The sequence below is a fragment of the Gordonia sp. SL306 genome, assembly GCF_026625785.1.
GTDB lineage: Bacteria > Actinomycetota > Actinomycetes > Mycobacteriales > Mycobacteriaceae > Gordonia.
Genome location: NZ_CP113063.1, coordinates 1962802 through 1978094, shown reverse-complemented (window position 1 = coordinate 1978094; position 15293 = coordinate 1962802). Strand labels below are relative to the sequence as shown.

The 15293-nt window shown below is 67.5% G+C and carries 15 protein-coding genes; 7 read left to right on the top strand and 8 right to left on the bottom strand.

What is annotated here, in order from left to right:
- Positions 1 to 45: 45 nt before the first annotated feature.
- On the top strand, positions 46 to 876 hold the full coding sequence (locus tag OVA31_RS09025; protein ID WP_267630733.1) for an MBL fold metallo-hydrolase: 831 nt from the start codon (positions 46 to 48) through the stop codon (positions 874 to 876).
- 78 nt (positions 877 to 954) lie between these two features.
- Here OVA31_RS09025 and OVA31_RS09020 read toward each other — a convergent pair whose 3' ends face one another.
- Both OVA31_RS09020 and OVA31_RS09015 read right to left on the bottom strand, forming a co-directional pair.
- The gene (locus OVA31_RS09020) at positions 955 to 1629 is read right to left on the bottom strand and encodes a Crp/Fnr family transcriptional regulator (RefSeq protein ID WP_006330855.1); all 675 of its coding nucleotides are present in this window, start codon (positions 1627 to 1629) and stop codon (positions 955 to 957) included.
- 189 nt (positions 1630 to 1818) lie between these two features.
- A complete protein-coding gene (locus tag OVA31_RS09015; protein ID WP_267630732.1) occupies positions 1819 to 2091 on the bottom strand; it encodes a hypothetical protein in 273 nt (90 codons plus the stop codon).
- Between the two features lie 158 nt (positions 2092 to 2249).
- Here OVA31_RS09015 and nth point away from each other — a divergent pair, with 158 nt between their 5' ends.
- The 4 genes from nth to OVA31_RS08995 are packed head-to-tail and all read left to right on the top strand — an operon-like array spanning position 2250 to position 5900.
- Complete coding sequence (nth, locus tag OVA31_RS09010; RefSeq protein ID WP_420714161.1) at positions 2250 to 3047, top strand: endonuclease III; 798 nt, start codon at positions 2250 to 2252, stop codon at positions 3045 to 3047.
- A complete protein-coding gene (locus OVA31_RS09005) occupies positions 3044 to 3793 on the top strand; it encodes a TlpA family protein disulfide reductase (RefSeq protein WP_267630731.1) in 750 nt (249 codons plus the stop codon). Before nth ends, OVA31_RS09005 begins: the two co-directional genes overlap by 4 nt.
- Positions 3790 to 4704 (top strand): NUDIX hydrolase, encoded by a 915-nt coding sequence (locus tag OVA31_RS09000; protein ID WP_267630730.1) that lies wholly within the window; start codon positions 3790 to 3792, stop codon positions 4702 to 4704. Before OVA31_RS09005 ends, OVA31_RS09000 begins: the two co-directional genes overlap by 4 nt.
- Positions 4701 to 5900, top strand: coding sequence for a MarP family serine protease (locus OVA31_RS08995; RefSeq protein WP_267630729.1), 1200 nt, complete (start codon positions 4701 to 4703; stop codon positions 5898 to 5900). The genes OVA31_RS09000 and OVA31_RS08995 overlap by 4 nt, the downstream gene beginning before the upstream one ends.
- Positions 5901 to 5951: 51 nt before the next feature.
- On the opposite strand, the gene OVA31_RS08990 is transcribed toward OVA31_RS08995, so the two are convergent.
- The 5 genes from OVA31_RS08990 to acs all read right to left on the bottom strand — a co-directional run bounded on the left by OVA31_RS08990 (position 5952) and on the right by acs (position 11290).
- On the bottom strand, positions 5952 to 6896 hold the full coding sequence (locus tag OVA31_RS08990; RefSeq protein WP_267630728.1) for an alpha/beta fold hydrolase: 945 nt from the start codon (positions 6894 to 6896) through the stop codon (positions 5952 to 5954).
- Positions 6897 to 6899: 3 nt separating this feature from the next.
- Positions 6900 to 7439, bottom strand: a complete 540-nt coding sequence (locus tag OVA31_RS08985; protein ID WP_267630727.1) for a phage holin family protein — start codon at positions 7437 to 7439, stop codon at positions 6900 to 6902.
- A gap of 118 nt (positions 7440 to 7557) precedes the next feature.
- Positions 7558 to 8556 carry a MerR family transcriptional regulator gene (locus tag OVA31_RS08980; protein WP_267630726.1) on the bottom strand — a complete coding sequence of 333 codons (999 nt, stop codon included), beginning with the start codon at positions 8554 to 8556 and terminating at the stop codon, positions 7558 to 7560.
- Positions 8550 to 9227 carry a HEAT repeat domain-containing protein gene (locus OVA31_RS08975; protein ID WP_267630725.1) on the bottom strand — a complete coding sequence of 226 codons (678 nt, stop codon included), beginning with the start codon at positions 9225 to 9227 and terminating at the stop codon, positions 8550 to 8552. The genes OVA31_RS08980 and OVA31_RS08975 overlap by 7 nt, the downstream gene beginning before the upstream one ends.
- A 110-nt stretch (positions 9228 to 9337) precedes the next feature.
- Positions 9338 to 11290: an acetate--CoA ligase gene (acs, locus tag OVA31_RS08970; protein WP_267630724.1), complete on the bottom strand. Its 1953-nt coding sequence runs from the start codon at positions 11288 to 11290 to the stop codon at positions 9338 to 9340.
- Positions 11291 to 11556: 266 nt separating this feature from the next.
- Here acs and OVA31_RS08965 point away from each other — a divergent pair, with 266 nt between their 5' ends.
- Positions 11557 to 12312 carry an oxidoreductase gene (locus OVA31_RS08965; RefSeq protein WP_267630723.1) on the top strand — a complete coding sequence of 252 codons (756 nt, stop codon included), beginning with the start codon at positions 11557 to 11559 and terminating at the stop codon, positions 12310 to 12312.
- A gap of 665 nt (positions 12313 to 12977) precedes the next feature.
- Here the strand turns inward: OVA31_RS08965 and OVA31_RS08960 are convergent.
- Positions 12978 to 13904 carry an HAD family hydrolase gene (locus OVA31_RS08960; protein ID WP_420714160.1) on the bottom strand — a complete coding sequence of 309 codons (927 nt, stop codon included), beginning with the start codon at positions 13902 to 13904 and terminating at the stop codon, positions 12978 to 12980.
- A 320-nt stretch (positions 13905 to 14224) separates the two neighbouring features.
- On the opposite strand from OVA31_RS08960, the gene OVA31_RS08955 reads away from it, so the two are divergent.
- Positions 14225 to 15181 (top strand): esterase/lipase family protein, encoded by a 957-nt coding sequence (locus OVA31_RS08955; RefSeq protein ID WP_267630721.1) that lies wholly within the window; start codon positions 14225 to 14227, stop codon positions 15179 to 15181.
- The last annotated feature ends 112 nt before the right edge of the window (positions 15182 to 15293 follow it).

Sequence of the window (15293 nt, the reverse complement as noted above, 5' to 3'; positions counted from 1 at the left end):
CCTGAACCACTGCCTTCGGAGACGCTGTGGGTAGTGTCGGATGGCATGACCGACAACGGAAGTGACGCAACCGACGCGGCGCCGGTGCACCCGGCGTACGGGGTCGTCCGCGAGGTGACCCCGTACGCGTCGGTGCTGTTGTGCAACAACCCGGGGAACATGGAGCTCGACGGCACCAACACGTGGATTCTGCGGGCGCCGGGGCATGCGGAATGTGTGGTGGTCGATCCGGGGCCGCCCAACAAGAAGGGCCACGTCAAGCGGATCGCAGAGCAGCCGGGCATCGCGCTCGTGTTGATCTCACACCGCCATTTCGACCACACCGGTGCCATCAAACGCCTGCGGAAACGGGTCGACGCCCCGGTGCGTGCGCGATCGTCGAAGTTCACCCACGGTGCGGCACCCCTCGCTGATCGAGAGGTCATCGAGGTGGCGGGCGTCCGCATCACCGTGCTCGACACGCCGGGGCACACCGGTGATTCGGTGAGCTTCCTCGTCGAGTGCGACGGACAGCGCGCCCTGCTCACCGGCGACACCATCCTGGGCAGCGGGACCACCGTCATCGATCCGTCCGACGGCACACTGCGGGACTACCTGAACTCCCTCAACCGGATCATCGTGGAGGGAGAAGACGCGGTACTTCTTCCCGCCCACGGCCCCGACCACCCCCGAGTCGGCCCGGTGGCGCGCTACTACAAGGCTCACCGCGAAGAACGGATCGACCAGATCGTGGCCGCCCTCGACGAACTCGGTGTGTCGGCCAAGGACGCCAAACCGATGAAGGTGGTCCGGAAGGTCTACGCGGACGTCGACAAGAAGCTGTGGCCGGCCGCGCGGATGTCGGTCAAGGCGCAGCTGGAGTACCTGCGGGACTGAGCCACGTTCACAACCCGAACGCAGAACTCCCACGAACACTGCATCGTGTTCGTGGGAGTTCTGTGTGATGTTCGGGTGCTACCGGGCGCGACGCGCGAGGCGCTCGGAGTCGGCGATGAGCACGCTCTTGCCCTCGAGTCGCAGCCAGCCGCGCTGAGCGAAGTCGGCCAGCGCCTTGTTGACCGTCTCACGGGAGGCGCCGACGAGCTGAGCGATCTCCTCCTGCGTCAGGTCGTGGGTGACACGCAGCGCGCCACCCTCCTGGGTGCCGAACCGCTGTGCGAGCTGCAGCAGCTGCTTGGCCACGCGTCCCGGCACATCGGTGAAGATGAGATCCGCCAGGTTGTTGTTCGTCCGGCGCAGGCGGCGGGCGAGCACCCGCAGGAGCTGTTCGGCGATCTCGGGGCGATCCTTGATCCAGGCGCGCAGGGCGTCGCGATCCATGGAGACCGCGCGGACCTCGGTCACCGTGGTCGCGGACGAGGTCCTGGGCCCGGGGTCGAAGATCGAGAGCTCGCCGAACATGTCCGACGGTCCCATGATCGTCAGCAGGTTCTCGCGACCATCAGGAGAGCGACGCCCGACCTTCACCTTGCCCGACAGGATGATGTAGAGCCGGTCACCGGGCTCGCCCTCGTGGAAGATCACGTGGCCGCGAGGGAAATCGACCGGTTGAAGCTGCTTGGTCAGCGCTGCGACGGCCGAGGGCTCGACACCCTGGAATATGCCAGCCCGCGCCAGTACGTCCTCCACCTAGGAACCTTTCTCGTCCAAACCACAATCGCGTGGCAACTGGTCACCGGCGTCTACAAGCACGTGGATACCGCCCCGCCGACGCGTTGCCCCGTGCAACGCTACTCTCGCCCCAAGCATAAGTGTTGAATGGGTCACGGACCGGACCATTGCGGCGAGTCGGCTTCGTCGGTTATGGCGGTTCTGCGGTCAGCTGGCGCGCTTCGGCGACGACGAGAGCATCGAATCCGACGTCGGCAGGGCCGGTTCACCGATCCCACGGCGACTGCGGAACTCGTCGAGCGCGGCGGGAAAACCCTCCTTGGCCAGCGTGTCCACGTGTGCGGCGTCGGCCGATTCGAGGAATTCCTCCACGTGATCGCGGGAAACCGAGAGGCGATCGATCCGACTCTGGACTTTCTCCATCGCCAGCGCGAAAAGCATGAGGACAGCTGGGAACAGCAGCGCCGCGAGTCCTTGCATGGGGACCAGTAAACACAATCGGATCCGTCTCCCGCCAACCAGAGTGGCGGCCTTCACTGACTTGTTACCAATGCGTAGCACCGTCGTGGGCACCCCGTTCCCGGCGATGCGCACGGTCTCTGTCGGTCAGGCCGCGACGATCTGGCTAACCTGAATCGGTGAGCGCACGTAAGACCACCGACCCCGCGGTGCCGACTCCGTCGGCCCGTCCGCGCAAGAGCGGCGGGGCGCAGACACGCCTCGGGCTCGTGCGTCGTGCCCGTCGGATGAACCGGACCCTCGATGTCGCGTTCCCGCATGTCTACTGCGAACTCGACTTCACCACGCCGCTCGAGCTGTCGGTCGCCACCATCCTGTCGGCCCAGTGCACCGATGTCCGGGTCAACATGGTGACCCCCGCGCTGTTCGCGAAATATCCGACCGCCGTGTCGTACGCGCAGGCCGACCGCACCGAACTCGAGGAGATGATCCGCTCGACCGGCTTCTACCGGAACAAGGCCAACTCGATCATCGGCCTGGGTCAGGCGCTCGTCGAGCGGTTCGACGGCGAGGTCCCGAACACACTGAAAGAGCTGGTCACACTGCCCGGGTTCGGACGTAAGACCGCCAACGTCGTACTCGGGAACGCCTTCGGGGTGCCCGGCATCACCGTCGACACCCATTTCGCGAGGCTGGTCGGTCGGTGGGGATGGACCAACGAATCCGATCCGGTCAAGATCGAGCGTGCAGTCGGTGAACTGATCGAGCGGAAGGAATGGACGGATCTCTCGCATCGGGTGATCTTCCACGGGCGACGCGTGTGTCACGCCCGCAAGCCGGCCTGCGGCGTCTGCATCCTGGCGAAGGACTGCCCGGCGGTCGGAACCGGTCCGATGGACAAGACCGAGGCCGCCCGGCTGGTCAAGGGACCCGAGACCGATCACCTGCTGCAGTTGGCGGGGATCACAGCGCAGTGAATCAGACCCCAACCGACGAGGGCTCGAGTGCCGCGGAATCCGAGCCCGGCCCACCGGAACCGTCGCGACCCCCGCGCGGGCGCTTCCCGGCATCAGCGCGATGGACCCTGGTCTTCATCGTCGTGATGATCGCCCTGGTGGTGGCGATCTGGCCACGCGGTGACGACGATCCGGCCGGCGTATCGGACCCGGCGACTGCGACCGGTCCGAAGGCGACCGACGCCCAGGTGGACGAGGGCCAGCTGGCCCAGGCCCGACGCGATGCCGCTCTCGAACCCTGCCCCCAGACCGGCCTCCCGGTCGGTCCGGGGTCGGTCCTCGCGGGCGTGACCGCGCCGTGCCTGGCGGACGGCAAGCCGTACGACGTCGGGGCGGGCACCGCCGGGAAACCGATGGTCGTGAACATGTGGGCGGTCTGGTGCCTGCCGTGTCGTCGCGAGTTGCCGGAGATGGCCGGCTACGCGCAGCGTGCCGGTGACAAGGTGACGGTCCTGGCCGTCCACGCCCAGGAGGGTGCGCAGAATCCCTATCTGGCGCTGCGGTTCCTCACCGAGAACAACGTCCACCTGCCCGTCGTCATGGATCCCGACGCCCGCATCGCCGGCGCGCTCAAGGCCCCGCGGGTCTTCCCGTCGACGATCCTGGTGCGCGCCGACGGCACCGTCGCCAAGGTGCTCCCGCAGGTCTTCGACGATCCCGACCAGATCGCCGCCGCGGTCCGGCAATACCTGGGGGTGACGACATGACCGACCGCGACATGACCGACCGTGACATGACCGACCGCGACGAGCAGGTCTCACCGGTCGGGCCGCTGGTGCCGACCGGACAGATCCCGCCATGGATGCGCGCGGTGACGGGCAATGTCGGTGCCGTCACCGACGCGGTCCTCAATCGGGGTGGAGATCGGACCCGGTGGGCCTCGATGATCGGTCGGAACCGCCGTGCCGCCGCTGTCCTGGTGCTGATCTCGGGCAGTTGGGACGAGGCGCCCGACCATCCGGGTGGACTGCCGGCCGACGCCGAGATCTTGCTGACCGAACGTGCCGCGACGCTCCGGCAGCACAGCGGGCAGGTCGCCTTCCCCGGTGGCGCCATGGATTCCGGCGACGACTACCCGGTGGGTACCGCGCTACGAGAGGCGAACGAGGAGACCGGTCTGATCGCCGACGGCGTGCATGTGGTGGCGAACCTGCCGTCTTTCCCCGTCCCGGTGTCGGCGTTCGACGTCATCCCCGTGCTCGCGCACTGGGAGCGGCCGGGCGACGTGCAGGTGATGGACACCGCCGAGACGTCGCGGGTCGCCCGGGTCAACCTGCGGTCGCTGCTGGCGCCGGAGAATCGCTTCCAGGTGCAACGGAAAGTGCTGGGGGCGAGCGCCTATCGTGGACCGGCGTTCATGGTCGACGGTCTGCTGGTGTGGGGATTCACCGGCGGTCTCATCGCGGCCATCAGCGAGGTGTCGGGATGGGATGTGCCGTGGGACAAGTCCGATGTGCGTCCGCTGGAGGACGCCATTGAGGCAGCGGCCGCCGGGAGCACTGCGAGCGAGGTCAGTGACGCCGGGAGTCCCCAGATGACCGGCCATTCAGCGGTGCTGCCGGAGGCGATGCATCAGGCGGTCGGCGATCCCGATCGCGGTGAGGGTGGACATAGGTGAGCGGTTCCGGATGGGTGGATCTCATCGTCGTGGTGATCGCCGTGCTGGCCGCGGCCAGTGGGTACCGTCAGGGCGCGGTGGCCTCGGCGCTGGCGTTCCTGGGGGTCATCCTGGGGGCCGTCGCCGGAATCCTGCTTGCGCCGCACATCATCTCGAGGTTCGACGACAGTACGGTGCGGTTGTTGGTCGGCGTGGTGTTGCTGGTTGGGCTGATCATCGTCGGCGAGGTGTCGGGAATGATCCTCGGCCGGGCCGCGCGAAGCGGTATTCGGTCGAGGGGCGTGCGCCGGATCGACAGCGTGATCGGCTTGGTCCTGCAGGTGATCGCCGTGCTCGTGGCGGCATGGCTGCTGGCGATCCCGTTGAGCAGCTCCACCGAGACCCAGCTCTCGAGCGCGGTCCGCGGCTCCAAGGTGCTCGGCGGAGTCGACGTGTTCGCCCCGCAGTGGCTGCGCGATCTGCCCCGGGACTTCAGTGCGCTGCTGGACAATTCGGGCTTGCCGCAGGTGATCGGACCGTTCGGCCGGACTCCCGTCGTCAATGTCGGTCCGCCCGATCCGTCGGTGGTCCAGTTGCCCGTCGTGAACCAGACGCGTCCCAGCGTCATGAAGATCGAGGGGACCGCGCCGAGTTGTCGACAGGCCCTCGAGGGCAGTGGTTTCGTGGTGTCGCCGGAACGCGTGATGACCAATGCCCACGTGGTCGCGGGTACGCGCCGTCTCTCGGTCTCCGCCCCGAGCGGCCAGCAGTTGCCTGCGCGGGTGGTGCTCTTCGACAGCAGCAACGACATCGCGGTGCTCGACGTCCCGGGATTGACCGCGCCGCCACTGAAGTTCGCCGACAAGGAGGCGTCACCCGGCGACGACGCGATCGTCCTCGGCTATCCCGAGGCGGGCCCGTTCGCGGTGAATCCCGTTCGGGTGCGTGAGGTCATCAATCTGTCCGGTCCGGACATCTACCGCACCGGCCGGATTCTGCGTGAGGTGTACACCGTCCGCGGCCAGATCCGTCAGGGCAATTCGGGTGGCCCGATGATCAACTCGGACGGCGAGGTGCTCGGCGTCGTCTTCGGCGCTGCCGAGGACACCGCAGACCAGACCGGCTTCGTGTTGACCGCCAAGCAGGTTCAGTCGAATTTCACCGACTCGGAGAACCGGTCGTCACGGGTCAGCACAGAATCCTGCGTTCACGCCTGAGCGCGGCGGGGAACTGCGGCCGCTCGGCCGATCGACGGGTGGCGGGTACCGCTACGCGGGTTCGCGCGAGAGCAACTCGACCAGTCGTTCGTTGACCTGATCGGGCCGTTCCTGGTGGGCGAAGTGGCCGCTGCCGTCGATCTGCCAGTAATCCATGTGCGCAGACCACCGGTTGCCGGCGGTCATCAGGTGATCCAGGATGTACGGATCCTCCCGGCCGCGCAGCGCGAGTACCGGAATGTGCAGCTGCTGATTCATCAACTCCATGAAGCGCATTCCGTCTGGACGGAACTGCGACCGGAATGCCCAGCGCTGATACTCCAGGCTGCAATGAGCGACGTATGGGATCTGGATCGCCGATCGGTTCCGCTCGACGGCCTCGGCGAACTCGTCGGTCTGCTGCCAATCATGCGCGGCGCGTTCACGGAAGTACTGCTCGATGTATGCGCCGTCGCGGCGGGTCAGGTGCCGTTCGCCCATCCGCGGCAACTGGTTCCGCAGGAATCCCGTGAGGAAGGCCGATCGCTGCGCCCGGTTGCGCAGCACTTCCCGACGCAGAGCACGCGGATGCGGTGACGCTATGACGGCGATCCGGTTCACCACCCGGGGATGCAACGTGGCGGTCGCCCAGCACACCAGGCCGCCGTCGGCATGCCCGACGAGCGCGGCCTCGGTGTGCCCCAGGGCGCGCACCAGACCGTTCGTGTCACCGGCCAGTGACCAGCCGTCGTAACCGCGCGGCGGCTTGTCGGAGTCGCCGTACCCGCGCAGGTCGACGGCGACGGCTCGGTATCCGGCATCGGTCAGCGCGGCGATCTGATGTCGCCAGCTCCACCAGAACTCACCGAAGCCGTGCAGGAGCAGAACCAGGGGGCGGTCGGCGAGCCATCGGCCGTCCGCCTCGACAGCGTGGAAGCGGACCCCGTTCGCCCGGACGTCGAAGTGATGCCAGTTTCCGGGAACCCGGACGCTCGACGGGTCAGGCGGGACCGCCAACGGTCATCTCCGCCCGGGGTCGTGCGCGCGAGGGATCTCGGGATGATCGCCGGTCCGTGTCGCGGACGTCGGCGAGACGTCGGCGGGGTGCTTGCCCGGCAGCACCGTCTGCACCTCCCGGACCGATTCGATCGTCTTCTTGGGGCCCCTGACCTTGCGGAAGAGCACGTAGCCGACGAACGCCATGACGACGGTGATCAGCACCAGGATCAGGAAGACGATCAGGAACGCCAGCCACCGCGGCATCCAGTTGTCCAGCAACTCGGCGAGGAAGAAGAAAAAGAAGAAGCTCGAATAGAGGGCCATCACCCCGGCGACGACCAGCAGACCGGTGCCGGCGCCCGCCTTCTTCGCCTCCCCGACGAGTTCGGCCTTTGCCAGCGCCACCTCGGATCGGAACAGCGTGGACACATTCGCGGTGGCGTCCTTCACCAGGTTCCCGATACTGGGCTCCCCGTCGCGACCCAGCGTGGGGTCCGACAGCGGGATGGACGGGACCGATCCGGTGCCGTCTGCGGGTTGGCCGTGCTCGTTGCGGCTCACTGCATCCTCCGTATCTCGGTGCTCTGCGCTTATGGTGCCATGCGATGGGCGGTCGCGGCGCGGGCCACCCGGGTCGCGACCGCCGCGAGTCGCGCGACCCGGCCCGCGACCGGCGAGATCACCTCCGGTGCGCTCGCATCGCCGCGACGGCCGCGACGGCGGGATCGTCGTCGTCGACCAACCCGGTGAGGATGCCGACGGCCACGTCGCCGGGCAGCTCCACCAGAGCCTGTGCGAGACGGCTCCGCGCGGCGGGCGATACCGCCTCGTCGTCGAGCAGCCGACCGAGATCAGCTGCGACCTGATCGGCGGTGCCGGACGTGTGCGCCAGATCGCGGAGCAGGTCGGCGGCATCGACATCGTTGGTCCCGGCGACCACCATGTCGATGAGCGTCGGCACCACCTCCCGGTCGCCGCGCGCCCCGAGAGCCATCGCCGCCCGGCTGCGGACGACGACGTCGGTGTCGGTGAGCGCGCCGCGGAGCACGTCGGCCACCGCGGGACCTGCGAGCTCCGCGACGGCCGACACCGCGCGCCGTCGTACCTGCGCATCGTCGGATTGCAGGCCCGCAGCCAACACGGCCGTGCCGGCCGCGTCTCCGGTGGCGGCCAGCGCCCAGGTCAGTGCGCCGGACACGTTGGGGTCCGCTTCGGCCAGGACGGCGTCGGCGACGGCCTCGGACGAGAGCTGGTGACCCATCGCCGCGAGAGCCGCCCGATAGCGCACGCCTGCGGAATCCGATCCGAGGTCGTGCATCAGTCGCACCGCTCGCAGCACGTCCTCCCAATCCGCCGGGGTGGACGCCTCGATGCGCCGGAGCAGAGCCAGCAGCTCCTCCTCGCGGGCGAGACGGCGGCGTGACTGGTCGACGAGTTCGCCGATCAGTGCGGCCGGCTCGGCGGATCCTGGTGCGTCCAGCACCCGCCGTACCTCGGCCAGCGACAATCCGAGTGATCGGAGTCCCTCCACCCGGAACAGCCGCGCGATGTCGTCCGTCGAGTACTCGCGATACCCGCCGGACGTGCGGCCGGCAGGCGCCACGAGACCGAGCCGGTCGTAGTGCCGCAACATCCGGGTGCTCACGCCGGAGTGCTGCGACACCTCACCGATCAGCATTCGGTGCCCGGCGACGGCGCGTCCGTCAACGAGAGCACCCGTCGCGCCTGATCCACCGCAGCCGAGAAATCGCTGTCCGGGTCCTCGATGAGGTGCTCGGTGGCGACGGCATGCTCACGCACGGCCCGGTTGCGACCCGTACGTGCGACCGCCAGCAACGGGAGCACCGGATCGCCGAGGGTGAGGAGCGCGCGGCTCAGACTGCGCTGCATCTCCCAGTCGCCGCGGCCCAACTCGGTCGCCAGTTCTCGTGCGAGAACGGCACTTTGATCGTGCGGAGCCAGGACGACCGCCGCGCGCCAGGCACTGCGCGCGACGTCGTCGTCGGGATCATGGAGCAGCCCATGGGGGATCTTCTCCCAGACCGTGTGGTCGCCGATCTTCGACAGCGTGTGCAACGCCTGGCTGCGGGCCTGCGGTGTGGCCGAGGTGAGCTCGCCGAGCAGTCGCGCAATGGTGACGCCTGCTGCACAGCGGGTGAGAGCCCACGTCAGCATGTCGCGTACGAAGAAGTCCGGTTCGACGCCACAGCGCCCCACCAGCACCTCGACCAGCGCATCATCCGGGTATGTCCCGGCGGCCAGCGCCGCTTGCAGTCGGGTCGACGACTGCGGAGCCGACAGGGCCTCGATCAGCCGGGCTTGCCGATCGTCACGAATTGCGTTGTTCATCGCGATCACCTCCTCGACACCAGTCAAGACCTTGTCACCGTGTCAAGGTCAAGGAGGAGTTCGTCTGTGCCCCGGCCGGAGTACATCCCGGCCGGGGCACAGAGACGTGCTCAGGACTTGCGGGCGCGGATGGCCTCGAAGACCGACGGGTCGACCAGGGTGGAGGTGTCGCCGAGTTCGCGGCCTTCGGCGACGTCTTTGAGGAGGCGTCGCATGATCTTGCCGGAGCGGGTCTTGGGCAATTCGGGGACGACGTTGATCTCGCGGGGTTTGGCGATCGGCGAGATCTCGACGGCGACCTGGTCGCGCAGTTCCTTGACGAGTTGGTCGCCGGTGTTCTCGACGCCCTCACGCAGGATGACGAAGGCGACGATGCCCTGACCGGTGGTCTCGTCGGCGGCGCCGATGACGGCGGCCTCGGCGACCCCGGAATGTCCGACCAGGGCGCTCTCGACCTCGGCGGTGGAGATGCGGTGCCCGGAGATGTTCATGACGTCGTCGACGCGTCCGAGGACCCACAACGCGTGGTCGTCGTCGTAGCGGGCGCCGTCGCCTGCGAAGTACCAGCCCTGCTCGGCGAAGCGTGACCAATAGGTCTCGCGGAACCGTTCGTCGTCGCCCCAGATGCCGCGCAGCATCGACGGCCACGGCTGGTCGAGCACCAGATATCCTTGCTCACCGGCGCCGACCGGCTTGCCCTGGTCGTCGACGATGTTCGCCGAGATGCCGGGCAGCGGTGCCATCGCGGAGCCGGGTTTGGTGGTGGTCACTCCGGGCAGCGGGGAGATCATGATGGCGCCGGTCTCGGTTTGCCACCAGGTGTCGACGATGGGCGCAGAGTTGCCGCCGATGACCTCGCGATACCACTTCCACGCTTCGGGGTTGATCGGTTCGCCGACCGAGCCCAGCAGTCGCACCGAGCTCAGGTCGTGCGCGTCGGGGATCTCACGGCCCCACTTCATGAAGGTGCGGATCAGCGTCGGCGCGATGTAGTAGATGGTCACGCCGTATTTCTCGATGATCTCGAAGTGACGATGTTCGTTGGGGGAGTTGGGGGTTCCCTCGTAGACCACCTCGGTGGCGCCGTTGGACAGTGGGCCGTAGACGAGGTAGGAGTGTCCGGTCACCCAGCCGATGTCGGCGCCGCACCAGAAGACGTCGCGGCCTTCCTTGTGGTCGAACACGTAGTGGAAGGTGTAGCTGGCCTGGGTGAGGTAGCCACCCGAGGAGTGCACGATGCCCTTGGGCTTGCCGGTGGTGCCCGAGGTGTAGAGCAGGAACAGCGGGTGTTCGGCGTCGAAGGCCTCGGGTTCATGGGTCGTCGACTGCTCGTCGACGGTGTCGTCCCACCACACGTCGCGCCCGTCGACCCACGGCAGATCGGGATCGTCGTTGGTGCGGCGCACCACCAGGACCTTCTCCACCGATTTCGCGGCGTCGTCGCCGGTGCCGAGTGCCTCGTCGACGGCGGCCTTGAGGGGGGCGGGCTTGCCGCGACGGTACTGGCCGTCGGTGGTGATGACGAGCTTGGCCTCGGCGTCGTCGACGCGCGAACGCAGTGCGCCCGAGGAGAATCCGGCGAACACCACCGAATGGGTCAGCCCCAGCCGGGCGCAGGCGAGCATCGAGACGATCGCCTCGGGGACCATCGGCATGTAGATGGCGACGCGGTCGCCTGCGACCAGCCCGATCGAGGCGAAGTAGTTGGCGGCCTTGGACACCTCGTCCTGCAGTTGGGCATAGGTGAGGTCGCGGGTGTCGCCGGGTTCGCCGACCCAATGGATCGCGACCCGGTCGCCCTTGCCCGCCGCGACATGTCGATCGACGCAGTTGTAGGCCACGTTGAGCTTGCCGCCGACGAACCACTTGGCGAACGGCGCGTCCGACCAGTCGAGGATCTGGTCGAAATCGGTGTCCCAGTCCAGGCGGCGGGCCTGTTCGGCCCAGAACTCCAGACGATCCGCGTCGGCCCGGTCATAGAGCTCAGACCCGGCGTTGGCCTGCGCGACGAAATCCTCCGACGGCGGATACCCCTGGGCGGACGAAGTGGTGGCGGGAGTCATCGGTGAGGAGACCTTTCACTGTCGAGGAGACGATGTGTACGCGTGCTGTGTGTATGCGTGCTGGGTGCCCGCACACTGGCGTGACGTGCATTCATGCCGGTTACTCATTGTGAGGGTAGTCACGTTGGAACCTCGTTGCAGGTGCCGTCGACCGGGCCCCGCAGTTCCGCGACGAATGGTCCCATGGACACGACGAGTGGTGCAGGACGCGGATCGACGTCACCGGCCCGACGACGGCCGACCCCACATCACTATCGTGGGGAGGCGTGACCTCTGATCCGCTCGCGCCGCTGCTCGACCTGCCCGGTGTGCGCGACGCCGCTGACCGTGCACGGGACGCGCTGAGTGCCGTGCATCGTCATCCGGCGAATCTGCGCGGATGGGACAAGACCGCGACCGAGGCGTCCTGGCGGGCCGGCCGATCCTCTGCGGCCATCGACGGTGGCAGCGTGGAACTGCGTCGCGACGGTGACTTCGACGATCCGCTGCTGGCCGGCGCGATGCGCGTGGCCCAGGCCCTCGACGGCGACGCCCTCGATCAACTCACCGGCGTGTTCCGCCGGGCTCCCGCCCAGGCGTTCGCCCGGCTGCACATGCTCGCCGCCGCCGATCTCGTCGCCGACCCCGACGAGCTGGGCCGCCCGAGTGCGCAGCCCGGAGTCGCCGGACGGCTCGATCTGCTCGGCCAGCTGGTCACCGGCGCCACGTCGGTCCCGGCGCCGGTGCTGGCCGCCGTGGTCCACGGCGAATTGCTGGGGGTCGGCGCGTTCCCGACCGCGAACGGTGTGGTCGCGCGCGCGGCCTCGCGGCTGGTGTGCACGTCGTCGGGACTGGATCCGCACAACCTCGGCGTCCCGGAGGTGACCTGGCTGCGTCGCCTCGACGACTACCGCTCGTTGTCGGCGCGGTTCGCCGACGGAGACGCGACGGGCGTGGGCGCCTGGATCGTGCTGTGCTGCGAGGCGCTCGAGGCCGGCGCAGGTGAGGCTCGCTCGATCGCCGACGCGGCGCGCGCGGGCTAGCTCGCCAGGGTTGCCCGTTGCCCCGTTCCCTGAGGTGCGAGCGTAGCGAGCCTCGAAGGGTGCACGCGCACGAAAACGCAAGTGGCGTGCGAACTGTCAGTACCGCGCCACGCCCGGACAACACAACAGCATCCGGACAATACAATGCGGGCGGCCGCTCGGCCGGTTGACACCGACCGGGTTGCCGCCCGCATAGCACGGACCCAAGTTACCAAGCGTGCTTGGTGGGTTGTGTGGATCGCCTCGGCGAGGGACCGCGGTACTGGTCGGTGCGCCCCGATGTGAACCATTTACGAATGACGGTGCCGTGCAATTGAATCGAGCTTCATCGGATCGATTCGTTCCGTCTCACAGACCAAATGGTCCGTTCCGATCGGATCGATTCGTCCGGCCCGACGGGGAACTCCTCATGTTCCCGCTCACGGCCCGTTGATGGCCATCGGCTTGCCCTTGCCAGCCTACGATGTCGCAGGCGCACAACGCTTTTGCCTTATTGCGGCGTGCTCCGCGTGGGTGCTTGCCGCCCGTGCTGGGAAGCGCTCGGCGTGGGGGTCCGCTCCTTCTCTTCCGGATCGGACTTTGCCTTCCGAGATTCCGTAACCCCTTTTGTACACCGTGACCGCAGTCACATCAAGGGCCTTTCGCACCAACATTCAGTGGTGTTCCTAGGAGTCTCGGGTTCGGCGTGGGCGGTGCCGACGATGCCGGAACGAGTGCATTCCGACGCCGCTGACAGCCGCCACACCTGCGCCGAGCGCCAGGGCGGCGGCCATCCGTGACGACGGGGTGGGGATCCGTTTGCGGAGCGGCACCGGACGATTGAAGCTCAGCACCGGCCAGCCTCGATCGGCTGCCTGCTTGCGGAGTTGCCGGTCCGGATTCACCGCGACGGGGTGACCGACCGCGCTGAGCATGGGTAGATCGGTGATGGAGTCGGAATACGCGTGACACTCGGCGAGATCGTAGCCACGGGCTTCGGCGAGTGCGGCCATCGCGACAGCCTTGTGCTCTCCGTAGCAATAGAATTCGAGCTCGCCGGTGTAGTGGCCGTCGACGACCCTCATCTCGCTGGCCTCCACGTGGTCGACCCCGAGGAGCTCGCCGATCGGCTCGACCATCTCGCGTCCGGACGCCGAGATCAGCACGACGTCGTGTCCGCGTTCCTGGTGGCCGGCGATCAGCTCGGCGGCCTCCGCGAAGACCAATGGATTCACGATGTCGTGGAGGGTCTCGTTGACGATCGCCCGCACCTGCTCCACATCCCACCCGCGGCACATGTCGGTCACATGGCGGCGCAGGTTCTCCACCTGATCGTGGTCGGCGGCCGTCACGAGGAACAGGAACTGGGCGTAGCTCGACTTCAGCACCGACCGCCGATTGATCAGTCCCTCGTCGAAGAACGGTCGCGAGAACGCGAGCGCGCTCGACTTCGCGATGACCGTCTTGTCGAGATCGAAGAAGGCCGCGACGCGGCGTCGGTCGGTCAGACGTGATACCGAAGGTGGCGACCCGGTCGCCTTCGGTGAGGTGTCCGTCACGCAGTCAGAGTACGTTCTGACACGCCTGCGGCGATAGCCCCGATGCAACGTCATTGCATCGTGAATGCGCAGGCAGCGATATAAAAATGTGACCTCGGATCGCTCTTTGTTGTGGTTGCAATCAACGAAATCCCGTGTGTATAGTCGGCCATAACCGGTTAATACCGGTGCCTTTCAGCCCGACCCCCCGGGGCTGAAACGCGATGACCCCGGCCTCCTCCCCCCCTGGCCGGGGTCGTCCTCTGTCTGGGGTCGGTTTCGGATCTCGGCAGCACTCATTTCTCGCGGGTATCCGGCGGTTTTCCGAAAACTGGGACGCTTGACCAAGCAGTTGCTAGGTTCTGGGCGGACGTCAGCCGAATGGGGGAGTGGGTATGTCGATCGGTGCAAGGACCCGGGTGGGATTGATCGGTTCGGTGGTCGCCTGCGTGATGGCCGTCGTGGTGGGCGCGGGCACTGCTCACGCGGCCCCGCAGCCGCCGCTACCCGAGACCTACAACTTCTTCTCCGGTATCCCGGCCGAGCTCTCGCATCCCGGCGGGTCCCTGCCCGGCTCCAACGACTTCACCTGCAAGCCCACCGTGCGGCACCCGCGGCCGGTGGTGCTCGTGCACGGAACGGGTGGATCGCAGCAGACCAACTGGGGCGCCTACGTGGCGATGCTGGCCAATCGTGGTTACTGCGTCTTCGCGCTCACCTATGGCGCCCTGCCGGGAACTCCGTGGCCGGTGTCGGCGATCGGGGGGATGGCGCCCATCGAGGGCAGCGCCGGACAGCTCTCCCGATTCGTCGACAAGGTGCTGGCCGGTACCGGTGCGAAGACCGTGGATCTCGTCGGGCACTCCCAGGGCACGTACATGCCCACCTATTACCTCAAGAACCTGGGCGGAGCGGGCAAGGTCGGCAAGTACGTCTCGCTCGCACCCCTGTGGCGGGGCACGTTCGGTGGCACTCCGCTGACCGGCCTCACCGACACGCTGCTGGGCGGCCGGGATCTGCCGATCTGTGCCGCATGCGGCCAGATGACCGCCGGATCGGCCTTCAACCGGGAGATCTGGCGTGGGGGCAGCCCGTACGTCGAGGGCGTCGAGTACACGAACATCTCCACCCGCTATGACGAACTCGTCCTGCCCTACACCAGCGGACAGGTACCCGGACGCACCGGCGAGAAGGTGCGCAACATCGTCGTCCAGGACACCTGCGCTGCCGACCACAGCGATCACCTCGCGATCGCCGGGTCGCGGCGTGCGGCCTACATGGTGCTCAACGCACTCGATCCGCAGCATCCGGTTCCCGTCCCGTGTGAGTTCGTGCCACCGTTCACGGGCTGACCCCGGGGTCAGCCACAATCCGGGTCGTCCACAGATCCGGGATATTCCACAGATCGGGTCGTCGCGCCGCCGACACCTCCACCGAGGGGAGATGGCGCAGCAGGATCGGTAC

Coding starts and splice junctions, on each gene's coding strand:
- OVA31_RS08975 (WP_267630725.1), bottom strand. CDS start 9,227: ATGAACAACGCAATTCGTGACGATCGGCAAGCCCGGCTGATCGAGGCC.
- OVA31_RS08960 (WP_420714160.1), bottom strand. CDS start 13,904: ATGACGTTGCATCGGGGCTATCGCCGCAGGCGTGTCAGAACGTACTCT.
- OVA31_RS09015 (WP_267630732.1), bottom strand. CDS start 2,091: ATGCAAGGACTCGCGGCGCTGCTGTTCCCAGCTGTCCTCATGCTTTTC.
- OVA31_RS08955 (WP_267630721.1), top strand. CDS start 14,225: ATGTCGATCGGTGCAAGGACCCGGGTGGGATTGATCGGTTCGGTGGTC.
- OVA31_RS09000 (WP_267630730.1), top strand. CDS start 3,790: ATGACCGACCGCGACATGACCGACCGTGACATGACCGACCGCGACGAG.
- OVA31_RS09025 (WP_267630733.1), top strand. CDS start 46: ATGACCGACAACGGAAGTGACGCAACCGACGCGGCGCCGGTGCACCCG.
- OVA31_RS08980 (WP_267630726.1), bottom strand. CDS start 8,556: ATGCTGATCGGTGAGGTGTCGCAGCACTCCGGCGTGAGCACCCGGATG.
- acs (WP_267630724.1), bottom strand. CDS start 11,290: ATGACTCCCGCCACCACTTCGTCCGCCCAGGGGTATCCGCCGTCGGAG.